Source organism: Geobacillus sp. Sah69, from assembly GCF_001414205.1.
Classification (GTDB): domain Bacteria; phylum Bacillota; class Bacilli; order Bacillales; family Anoxybacillaceae; genus Geobacillus; species Geobacillus stearothermophilus.
The window spans coordinates 22,724-33,539 of record NZ_LLKS01000064.1; the positions used below are offsets into that span (position 1 = coordinate 22,724).

The 10,816-nt window shown below is 50.9% G+C and carries 9 protein-coding genes and 1 pseudogene; 5 read left to right on the plus strand and 5 right to left on the minus strand.

Annotated features, from left to right (window positions below; all coding sequences use genetic code 11):
- Nucleotides 1–77: 77 nt before the first annotated feature.
- The 5 genes from AP057_RS14085 (at nt 78) to AP057_RS14105 (ending at nt 5,048) form a co-directional block, all read left to right on the plus strand.
- A complete protein-coding gene (locus AP057_RS14085) occupies nt 78–452 on the plus strand; it encodes a helix-turn-helix transcriptional regulator (protein WP_033010930.1) in 375 nt (124 codons plus the stop codon).
- A gap of 123 nt (nt 453–575) precedes the next feature.
- Nucleotides 576–1,451, plus strand: a complete 876-nt coding sequence (locus AP057_RS14090) for an AAA family ATPase (protein WP_055359022.1) — start codon at nt 576–578, stop codon at nt 1,449–1,451.
- Between the two features lie 9 nt (nt 1,452–1,460).
- Complete coding sequence (locus AP057_RS14095) at nt 1,461–3,371, plus strand: nitric oxide reductase activation protein NorD (RefSeq protein WP_055359023.1); 1,911 nt, start codon at nt 1,461–1,463, stop codon at nt 3,369–3,371.
- 17 nt (nt 3,372–3,388) lie between these two features.
- A complete protein-coding gene (locus AP057_RS14100) occupies nt 3,389–4,627 on the plus strand; it encodes a DHH family phosphoesterase (protein ID WP_055359024.1) in 1,239 nt (412 codons plus the stop codon).
- Between the two features lie 226 nt (nt 4,628–4,853).
- Nucleotides 4,854–5,048, plus strand: coding sequence for a hypothetical protein (locus tag AP057_RS14105; protein ID WP_055359025.1), 195 nt, complete (start codon nt 4,854–4,856; stop codon nt 5,046–5,048).
- A gap of 586 nt (nt 5,049–5,634) precedes the next feature.
- Here the strand turns inward: AP057_RS14105 and AP057_RS14110 are convergent.
- The 5 genes and pseudogenes from AP057_RS14110 to AP057_RS14130 form a co-directional block, all read right to left on the minus strand.
- Nucleotides 5,635–6,099, minus strand: a complete 465-nt coding sequence (locus AP057_RS14110) for an NUDIX hydrolase (RefSeq protein ID WP_055359026.1) — start codon at nt 6,097–6,099, stop codon at nt 5,635–5,637.
- A 164-nt stretch (nt 6,100–6,263) separates the two neighbouring features.
- A complete protein-coding gene (locus tag AP057_RS14115) occupies nt 6,264–7,220 on the minus strand; it encodes a DUF3800 domain-containing protein (RefSeq protein ID WP_015374842.1) in 957 nt (318 codons plus the stop codon).
- 496 nt (nt 7,221–7,716) lie between these two features.
- Nucleotides 7,717–9,921: a catalase/peroxidase HPI gene (gene katG, locus AP057_RS14120; RefSeq protein ID WP_055359027.1), complete on the minus strand. Its 2,205-nt coding sequence runs from the start codon at nt 9,919–9,921 to the stop codon at nt 7,717–7,719.
- Nucleotides 9,922–10,054: 133 nt separating this feature from the next.
- A pseudogene (locus AP057_RS14125) lies at nt 10,055–10,381 on the minus strand (PH domain-containing protein); the annotation flags it as partial.
- Between the two features lie 74 nt (nt 10,382–10,455).
- The coding region (locus AP057_RS14130) for a transposase (protein ID WP_152968899.1) at nt 10,456–10,816 on the minus strand (361 nt) is incomplete at its 5' end.

A 10,816-nucleotide genomic window follows, 5' to 3' on the forward strand; every position in this document is an offset into this window, starting at 1 on the left:
ATGGTATAATGAAGATAAGCAGGATTTGGCCGCCCAAAGAGCGAAATTTCATCCGTAGGGAAGGAGGGAAAAAGCCTATGGGAGAAAAACGGACGCCCAGCGGTTTTCTGTTAAAACAACGTGCGTTTTTAAAATTGTATTTGATTACGCTCACCGAACAGGAGCGGCTGTACGGACTGAAGCTGCTTGATGTGCTGCGCCAAGAGTTTAAACCGTTCGGCTACCGGCCGAACCATTCCGAAGTGTACAAAGCGCTCCACGATTTGATTGAAGACGGCATTTTAAAGCAAGTCAAGCAGAAAAAAGAAGGCATGAAGTACCAAGAAGTTGTGTACTACCGCTTCGCGGAAGGGGGGCAGGAAAAGGCGAAATTGTACAAACGCCAACTGAAAGCGGAGCTGGACCGGTGTGCGGCGCTCATTCGCAAGGCGATTGAGGACAACTTCAGTTGAGGGCGCCTCTTTTTTTGTATGTATTTACATAACATTTTTATGGTTAATTCTGTTTGTTTTGCATCCCACCGAACGATTTAGTAGAATGGGAGAAGGACACGACAACAGAGAGGAAGACGTAGGATGTTGGCATGGCCACAGGTTGTCATAAGGGAAATGGAAACACGAAAAGCGTTATTCCACCATGATCCAGATCACGCGCTGATCGGCTCCGGCGGGTATACGGCGGAAGACGAAGCGATCGTGCACGATGCGGCCATCGCCCTGGCGCTTGGAAAAAACGTACTGTTAAAAGGTCCAACCGGATCGGGGAAAACGCGGCTAGCGGAAACGTTGTCCGCCTTGTTCGGGCAGCCGATGCACAGCATCAACTGCTCTGTGGACCTTGATGCCGAGGCGCTGCTTGGGTTTAAAACGATCGTGCACCGCGACGGCCAAGCGGTGATCGAATATGTGCCCGGTCCGGTCATCCGGGCGATGGAGAAGGGGCATTTGCTATACATTGATGAAATCAATATGGCCAAACCTGAGACGCTGCCAATCTTAAACAGCGTGCTTGACTATCGGCGCCGCCTCACCAATCCGCTCACTGGCGAGGTCGTCGAGGCGAAGCCGACGTTTGGCGTCATTGCGGCGATCAACGAAGGTTATATCGGCACCGTGCCGCTCAATGAAGCGTTAAAAAACCGCTTCGTCGTCATCGATGTCCCATATGTGCAGGGGGAGACGTTAAAATCGGTCATCATGGCACAAACTACATTAACAGACGATGCGTTGATCAACCGTTTCGTCGCCTTGTCAGCCGACTTGCTGGCGCAGGTGCGAAACGGGCAAGTGGCAGAAGAAGTGGCTTCCGTACGCGCCTTGCTCGATGCGTGCGATCTGGCGGTGCATATCCCGCCGCTGCGCGCCATTGAACGAAGCATCATCGACAAGCTCGACGATGAACGGGAGCGGGCGGCGGTGCGCAATATCGCGGAAACATGGTTTGACGAGTAGGAGGCGGCCATGGAACGGTTTATGATGTTCAACGATCGGCCGATTGATCCGTTTTTGGTGATGCAGCTCGCCGATCTCGCCCGAACACTCGCCCGCCGTCCTGACATGACGGTCGAGTTCGCCGCCCATTCCGGGATGCATCCGGTTAAGCCAACGGTGTACGTCAGTCAGTTTTGGGATGTGTATCCGCCAAAGGAGAAAGAAACGGCGATGAAAAGCGATGTCGCCTTGCGCGTCATCGGCACGCGGCGGCATACGGACCTAGCGGCGGTCCGCGCATTTCGGCAAGCAGCCGAAGCGCACCCATGGCCGAAACTGGCGAAACAGCTGTTTTCGTTGGCTGAGGATCTTCGTGTTGAGGCCCTCTGCGAGCGAGAACGGCCCGGGGTGAAACGTTGGTTTCGCACGCGCCGCCGCCTTTACCGCCGCTACTTCACCCAGCAATGGCAGGCAAACCAAACCCGCGGCGCCGCCGCCGATCAATTTTTGGCGGCGATGTATTTGCGGCTGACCGCCGACTCGCCGCTTGATGACGTTCCGCTCGCTCCGATGGCGGATGAAACGGTGCAGGCGCGCCTTGACGCGCTGTGGCCGCAATGGTTTGACGCGATGTCCACCTCGGATACGGCCCGCTGGGCGTTAGCCATCGTCGCATTGATGGAAGAGGCGCTTGCCGGTGACATGGTGAACGCTTACACCTCGCTTCCATTTGTCGATGACGGGGACGATGAACCGAAGGTGACGGTTCGCGATTTGAAGCGGGTCGATCCGTTGGAAAACCGCGATGCAGCGGAAAATCCGTCAAACGGCAAAGCGCACCAGGAAGTGCTGTCGACGTGGCACCGGGAAACAAGCCGGCCGAATGGGAATTTTCTCCGCTTTGAGTTGGAACGCGGCACCCGCACTGGCATGCTTGGCGACGGGGCGAGGCCGGGGGACGATGGCGACCAGGCGCTCGCCATTGTCCAAGGAACGTCCCGGCCGGCGAAGCGAAACGAATACGGCCTCGAGGCGGCAGCCGCATTCCAGGAACATCGACTAGCCGGAGGCGGTGCTCCATATGGGGAAGCGAACCGCCAGGCAGCCATCATTGTTTTTTCTTCCCCGCCGCCAAGTCGTGACGAACGGGACGAATACCGCAGCAAACAGGCGGCGGCCGCGCCATACCGGAAGCGGCTTGTGCGCGTGATGGAGCAATGGCTCGAACACCAACGCAGCACGTGGCGCACGAACTTGCCGGCCGGACGGCTGCGCAAACAGCTCATACCGTTTTTCACCGACGAGCGGCCTCACCTGTTTTACAAAAAAGGCGAGCCAGCGCGGCGGTTCAACGCAGCGTTCGGCCTGCTTGTCGACTGCTCGGCGTCGATGCACGATAAAATGGATGAAACGAAAACGGGGCTCGTTCTCTGCCACAACGTGCTTCAAACGTTGCGTGTGCCACACCAGATCGTCGGGTTTTGGGAAGACGCCAACGAGGCAACCGCGGCCAGACAGCCGAATTACTTGCAAGTGGCTGTTTCGTTCCGCGAGTCGTTGAACCCATCAAGCGGCCCGGCGATCATGCAGCTTGAGCCCCACGAAGACAACCGCGACGGGCTGGCGATCCGCTGGATGACTGAGCAACTTCTCCGCCGCCCGGAAACGCAAAAAGTGTTGCTCATCTTTTCTGACGGGGAACCGGCCGCCTATGGCTACGAACAAAACGGCATTATCGATACGCATGAAGCGGTGGCCGAAGCGCGGCGGCGCGGCATTGAGGTTGTCAACCTTTTTTTAGGCCGCGGGGCGGATGACGAATCGACGCGGCGGACGATTGAAAACATTTACGGCCGCTTTCGCGTTTTCGTTCCACAAGTGAGCGAGCTGCCCGACCGACTGCTTCCGCTTTTGAAAACGTGGCTGCAAAAAAGCTTGTAACAAAAGGATGGGAATCGATGATCAAACTATTTACCGACAGCGATTTAGACGGCATCGGCTGCGGATTGCTCGCCAAGCTGGCGTTTGCCGAGGTGAACATTTCGTTTTGCTCGTACCGGAACTTGGATGAACGGGTCAGCCAGTTCTTGCAAAGCGAGGAAGCGAATGGCGCCATGCTGTTTATCACCGACCTAGCCGTCGGCCAGGAGGTGGAGCAGCAGCTCGCCGAGCGGGCCAAGCGCGGCGGCCATGTGCAAGTCATCGACCACCACGTGACCGCGCTTCATTTCAACAGCTATCCATGGGGATGGGTCGCGCCCGAACGGGAAGACGGCAAAAAAACATGTGCAACCTCGCTCTTTTACGATTACCTCGTCCGCGAAGGAAAACTGGTGCCTAACGAAACGTTGGATGCGTTTGTCGAGCTCGTCCGCCAGTACGACACGTGGGAATGGGAAGAAAATGGGAATTTGCAAGCGAAGCGGCTCAACGATTTGTTCACCATTCTCGGGCTCGACGGCTTTTGGGAGACGATGAGCGAGCGGCTCGCCTCCGGGGAGGCGTTCGCCTTGACGGAGACGGAAGAGTTGCTTCTGGATATGGAAGAAAAGAAAATTCAACGCTACATCCGACAGAAGCAAAAGCAGCTCGTTCAGCGCTGGATCGGCGATTACTGCATCGGCGTCGTGTTCGCTGAACGCCATCTGTCGGAGCTTGGCAACGCCTTATCCAAACGGCATCCGCACCTAGATTTGATCGCCCTAGTCAATCTCGGGACAAAACATATCGGGTTTCGCACCATCCATGACAATGTCAACGTCGCCGAATTCGCGAAGCAGTTTGGCGGCGGCGGCCACCCGAAGGCATCGGGTTGTTTTGTGGATGACACGACCTTTCCGCTGTTTGTCATCGAGACGTTCCCGCTTGCGCCTGTTTATGGCGATGCGGAACAAAACCAACTGAACAAGCGGGAAGAGGCAGAAGGCGTGTTTTGGACGAATCATCAGGGCCAGTGGTGGTTAAGCCGCCAGACGGAACAGGGATGGACATGGTATGCCGACGGGGGAGAGGCTCGCACCTTTCCCGATGAAGCCGCGGGCGAGCGATGGTTAAAGCGGCAGTTTGCTGCAGGGCTCGCCTACGACGCCGCTGTGCTAGAGTTTTTAAGTGTGCGGCTTGGGCGGGACAAAGACGCCATCCAAGCCGACTATCCGTCGGCTGTCAAACAATACAAACATCAAACCGGCATCGAATAAGGTGCCGGTTTTCTTTGCGGCGACAAGAGAGATCGCTGGCTTTGCAGCATGGCGGCAGGCTGATTCCGACGGTGACAACGAACATACTACGTGACACGGCGGCCCATTCCGCCAGCCATTTTTTCATAGTGCCGCGGCACAGAAAATGTTAACATAATTGTAACAGTTTTTGTGTTTAGAAAAAACAGTTTCTGATTATAATAAGTACTTAGGGAGGTGAAGAAGGGTGAAACAGTACGTCTTTTCCTTTTACACAGATCAAGGAAGAACGTCTGTCTGGGATGAGGCGATTTCGGCATCTGGGATGATGGAAGCCTTTTCAAAAGCTCGACGGCTGCTCATCAGGTACAAACAAGAGAAAGGCATACCGGTTCGCGTTCGGTATAAAGGCGTCCGCTATCGCCACACCGACATTGCATAACGTTGAAAGTTAAGTTGAAAGTTAAAAAGAAAGGATGGGAGCATGCCTTTCCTGCGACAATCGACACGCAGCGGGTAACGTGCAGTGTTTCATGAACCACTCAGGAACACTGCACGTTTTTATTTTATTTGCATCCGCACGCCATTCAACTCGGCAGGAGAAAGGGACAAGCCCAGCCACTGTCAAACGATCAGGAAGGCGAGACGGATGCGGAAAATGATTGCGGTGAAACACATACCGCTCGGGCACAAGCTAGGAACGGCGCAAAAACCAAATTGGCGACGACTCTTGATTTTTTTGGTATGACACAACAAATATGGACGAGCCCGCATCTCATCATCGCGCACTCCTTTATAACAAACTATAACGGATTTCCAGGTGGCGGGGAGTTCAGCAACCAAATATGTCCGCTGCATGCGTATGCTGCAAAAGCGCTCATTCATGACGGATGTCGTTGTTTCTTTGCTTTTCGTCTCACTATCAAAAGATTACTTTTTATTGAGACAAAACCGAATATAACTTCCTATAATTTATATTATGTTAACTTAAGATGGGAAAAAGAGAGAAAGGAACGTCACGATTCCCTCTACTCCCCCTCGACTCGCTGCAACCGCAGCGCAGTGAAAAGCAGAAAACTAAATATTTCACGAGGCGCAAAGTTGTCGATTTTCTGCAATTCGTCTTTGCTCCACCATTTGAGTCCTTTCAGTGTGTCTTTTTCGTTCTTTGTCATATGTTCGATAGACAACACCGTATCGGATTGGATCGTAACGTGATAATAAATTTCCCGGCTAATAAAAGAACCTTGTTTTCCTTCAATCCATACATCCAGTTGGAATATGGGGCCACTGAGAAGATCAACCACTATGCCTAGTTCTTCGTATAATTCCCTTTTTAAAGCTTCAGCTGGGGTCTCGTTTTCTTCAATGCCCCCTCCTGGAGTAACCCATAACACTTTGTTCCCTACTACATCCCGAAATTCAAATTGCTGAAGAAGAATTTCGTTTCGCTCATTGATGATCACTGCTCTAGCACATTTGCGTATCCTCATCGGGCGCTCCTTTCCAGATCTATTTTACAGATGCAGCCGGCCATGACTGCCGAACTCGGGTTTCATAAATGGCCCGAATTCGAACGTCCATGATGGGAAAACTCCTTCTTTTCTTTGTGTGTCAAAGATTCATATTTATTGATAAAAAAAACTAACTAAGAGAATCATAAAATAGAATAATTCCTACCCCGCCCTTCAATCTGATCCTTGTATCCGATCAGTGTGTTCTTCATGGTATTCGGATAGCCTGTCTTGAGTCTAAGCTCTTTTAGAGGCATCGCTGGATTCTCAACCATGATCTTTTGAATTCGTATTATTTCTTGTGAATCATATGCTGCTTTATAAGCCATAAAAGGTGATACATAGTCGCTGATATTGACAAAGGTGAGTTCTTCGTGTCCCGTCCATTTATATAGTTTGATTTGCTGTTGAAACTTCATTAAGTTATTTCCTTCAATAAGGAACCGGTATATTAAATCACTTTTTATCTTGGCAGTATTGGACGATTCAAGATAATTTTGTTCCAACAAAAATATAACCATCCCCATAAATGTATCCACTATTTGCAAAGGTATTGATTTAACAGAGTTTTGAGAAAGAACATTAACAACGCGGTAATTTTTATTGCGATAAGCCGAATGTGCATTCATCTGTTCAATGATTTTCGTTTCAAGAAAAAGCTTATCATACTCATCATTCTGGTCTACCTTAATCTTCACCTTAATCGTTCCAGATTCTTGACTTGATAAATCCCGAGTCATTCCATAAAATAATCTTTCCGGTATTTTGATATAGAATAAGTTTCTTAGTTCAGTCGCCGTTAATCCGATTTTCTGTGCCGCATACAAAGCATCCCTATTATTAACGGTTAGAATATTAATCTGTACATTCTCATTAATAACCGTATGAAGAGTTTGAAAATATTTCTTGACAAGGTTGTCTTTCGTATACTCTCGAAAATGAAGTTCACTAAAAGAATTACACTGTTTAAAGATGTTTCGAACTTGCTTAACAACCCTTGCCATTGCGGCATCGGTTCCTCCGTAAGCCCCATAGTAAGAATAGTTAGCGTTAAACTGGTCGAGTTTATTGCTCTCATCAAAATAGATTAAGTAGTGCATATTTAAAGTAAACTCCTTTACTTTCCATACATAAATTCATTTTGTGTTGACTAAAACACGTTTATACCTTACAATCATAAAAAGAAGGTGTTGTTTTCCCCGCCGCCGTTGGGCAGGGCTGATAACATCTCAACGTACGGAAGGATAGCTTTTCCCCGCCACCGTTGGGCAGGGCTGAGCTGTCTTTTTATTTTGACGTGAACGTTTGTCCTGTCCCTTTCTCTATGCTATTTGATCTTGATTTGATTCTGCCGCAATCATACTGAAAAACACATAATTTGTCAATAAAATACATACTATTCTCAAAGATTCTCCGAAGACTCTTTTCTCTCTGCAAATCTCTGACACATAAGCATAAAAACTGGTAATTGAGCGCTCTAGTTTCCTTTCAACGAATCTTTCCCTTTTGATCCACAACAAGTCTAAGAAAGAATCCCTGGATATGAATATAAAAAAGCAGCTTGCCCCTTAAACGGACAAGCTGCTTTTTTGCTGGTTAAACCGTGACCGACTCTTTGGTTTGTTTCAAATGAATGTCAAAGCGGTCGGCGTTCATCACTTTCACCCAAGCGTTGATAAAGTCGCGGACGAATTTTTCTCGGTTGTCGTCTTGGGCGTAAAATTCGGCGTACGAACGAAGGATTGAGTTGGCTCCGAAAATAAGGTCAACCCGGGTGGCCGTCCACCGCACTTCGCCCGTTTTCCGGTCGCGGATTTCATAAATGCCGCTGTCTGTCGGCACCCATTCATAGTTCATGTCGACTAAGTTGACAAAGAAGTCGTTCGTCAGCACCCCGACGCGATCAGTGAAAACCCCGTGCGGGAGATCGCGATAGTTCGCGCCCAATACCCGCAGACCGCCGATGAGCACGGTCATCTCAGGTGCGGTCAACCCTAGAAGCTGCGCTTTGTCGATGAGCAATTCTTCCGGACCGACGCTGTACTCTTTCTTTTGATAGTTACGGAATCCGTCGGCAAACGGCTCCAGTACGGAAAAGCTCTGGACGTCAGTTTGTTCTTGCGTCGCATCACCCCGTCCTGGAATAAACGGCACTTTGACATCAAAGCCAGCGTCGCGCGCCGCCTTTTCAACCGCCGCGCTGCCGCCAAGGACGATCAAGTCGGCGATGCTCACCTTTTTCGGCAGCTCGCGCTGGATGTCTTCATACACCGAAAGCACTTTGGCGAGCCGCTCTGGTTCGTTCACTTCCCAATCTTTTTGCGGCGCAAGGCGTATGCGGGCGCCGTTGGCTCCGCCTCGTTTATCGGAGTTGCGGAACGTGCTGGCTGAGGCCCAAGCGGTTTTGACGAGTTCACTAACCGTCAGACCCGAGTTCAAAATCTTCGCTTTGATTTCTTCAATTTCGGCATCGGTCAATTCATAGTCGACCGTTGGAATCGGGTCCTGCCAGATGAAATCTTCTTCCGGCACTTCCGGACCTAAGTATCTCGTTTTCGGCCCCATATCGCGATGCGTCAGTTTGAACCAAGCGCGGGCGAACGCATCCGCGAACTCATCCGGATTTTCATGGAAGCGGCGGGCGATTTTTTCGAATTCCGGATCAAAGCGAAGCGCTAGGTCGGTTGTCATCATCATCGTCGGAACTTTTTTCGATGGATCTTCGACATCCGGTGCGAGATGCTCTTCTTTCGGGTCAACTGCCATCCATTGCCATGCCCCAGATGGGCTTTTCGTCAGCCACCAGTCATAGCCAAACAGCATATCGAAATACGACATATCCCACTTCGTCGGTGTCGGCGTCCACGCGCCTTCGATGCCGCTCGTGATCGTGTCGCGGCCTTTTCCTTTTCCGTATGAGCTGATCCATCCCAATCCTTGCGCTTCAATCGGAGCGGCTTCCGGCTCGGGGCCGACGTGGGAAGCAGGGCCTGCGCCATGCGCTTTGCCGAACGTGTGGCCGCCGGCGATCAAGGCGACCGTTTCTTCGTCGTTCATCCCCATGCGGCGGAACGTCTCGCGAATGTCGCGCGCTGCCGCTTTCGGATCCGGCTTGCCGTCAGGGCCTTCCGGGTTGACATAGATCAGTCCCATCTGCACAGCCGCAAGCGGATTTTCCAGTTCGCGATCCCCGCTGTAGCGTTCCGAAGCGAGCCACTCTTTTTCCGCGCCCCAATAAATGTCTTCTTCCGGATGCCAGACATCTTCCCGGCCGCCGCCAAAGCCGATCGTTTTGCCGCCCATCGATTCAATGGCGACATTGCCGGCCAAAATCATCAAGTCAGCCCAAGAAATTTTGTTGCCGTATTTTTTCTTGATCGGCCACAGCAACCGCCGCGCTTTATCCAAGTTGGCGTTATCCGGCCAGCTGTTTAACGGGGCAAAGCGCTGCGTGCCGGTCGAACCGCCGCCGCGACCGTCGCCGATGCGGTACGTTCCCGCCGAATGCCACGCCATGCGAATGAACAGCGGTCCGTAATGACCATAGTCGGCCGGCCACCAATCTTGGCTTTCTGTCATCAGTTTGCGCAAATCTTCTTTGAGCGCCCAGTAGTCGAGTTTTTGAAACTCCTCGGCATAATTGAACTCTTCATCATGAGGATTCGTTTTTCGGTCGTGTTGATGGAGAATGCTTAAGTTCAGCTGGTTCGGCCACCAGTCTTTATTGGTTGTTCGATTTGAGTTGTAGCTTGTGACGCTGCCGTGATATGGACATTTGGAAGCATTTTGTTGGTTCCCCATTATTTCTTCCCCTTTCTATCTTTCTATAATTGATAATGATTAGTACATTAGAATTATAATAAATTAATATTTAGTAGTAAAGTATAAAAAATATTTTTTTACATACAATATTTGTTTGCGGCTGGCGCTTGGGCGACAAAAACCCACATAAAGCGGCAACCACGCCAAGCGCTCCACCGCTTGTCAACGAAGCCACCCCTATTTCTTTCGCCGCTAAGGCAAACAGAGCACGATGTGGACGATTCGCGGATGGTTCTGGATGGGCGGCGGCTCCCACCTTGTGTTTCGCCTGTTCCACGCATCGTTGCAGGCAGCGGGCTTCTTCCTTTGATATGGCCCGAAGCGTCACTTCTGCTTCACCGAGGGCATCACCCGCCGCCTCAACATGTACTTGAACCACTCCCGCCATCCGTTGCCATATCCCCTCTGTCACTGAAATCCCATGGATGCGCTCGAACGGAGTAACTATTCACCCCAGTGCTAGTGTATAAAAAAGCCCAGCACAAATAGGGCATTTCGGTCATAGAAAATGCCCTAGGTAGCGGAAAGAACTCGATCGATCGTTTCGCCTGCCAACAGAAGACATAACGAATCCCACACGTTTTTTTCGTGTTTCGTCAGTGTGGAAACGATGCTTCTTGCGATGCAAAACGACTGCGCGAATGTTTCTTCGCGAAACGTACCCGAAATGTTCTCTTTGACTTTGACCATGCGAAGATCGCGTTCGGCTTGGTTGTTATCAAAGGGAACATGTACTTCACGTAAGAAACGCAGCGCTTCTTCCTTTCGTTTTTGAAGGCGTCGAACAAAAGCGAGTGCTTTTTTCGGAAGAGGCGTCATCGTTTCTAATCGGTGTTGTGCTCTTTCGAGGATGCGATCATACACTCGTTCCCAC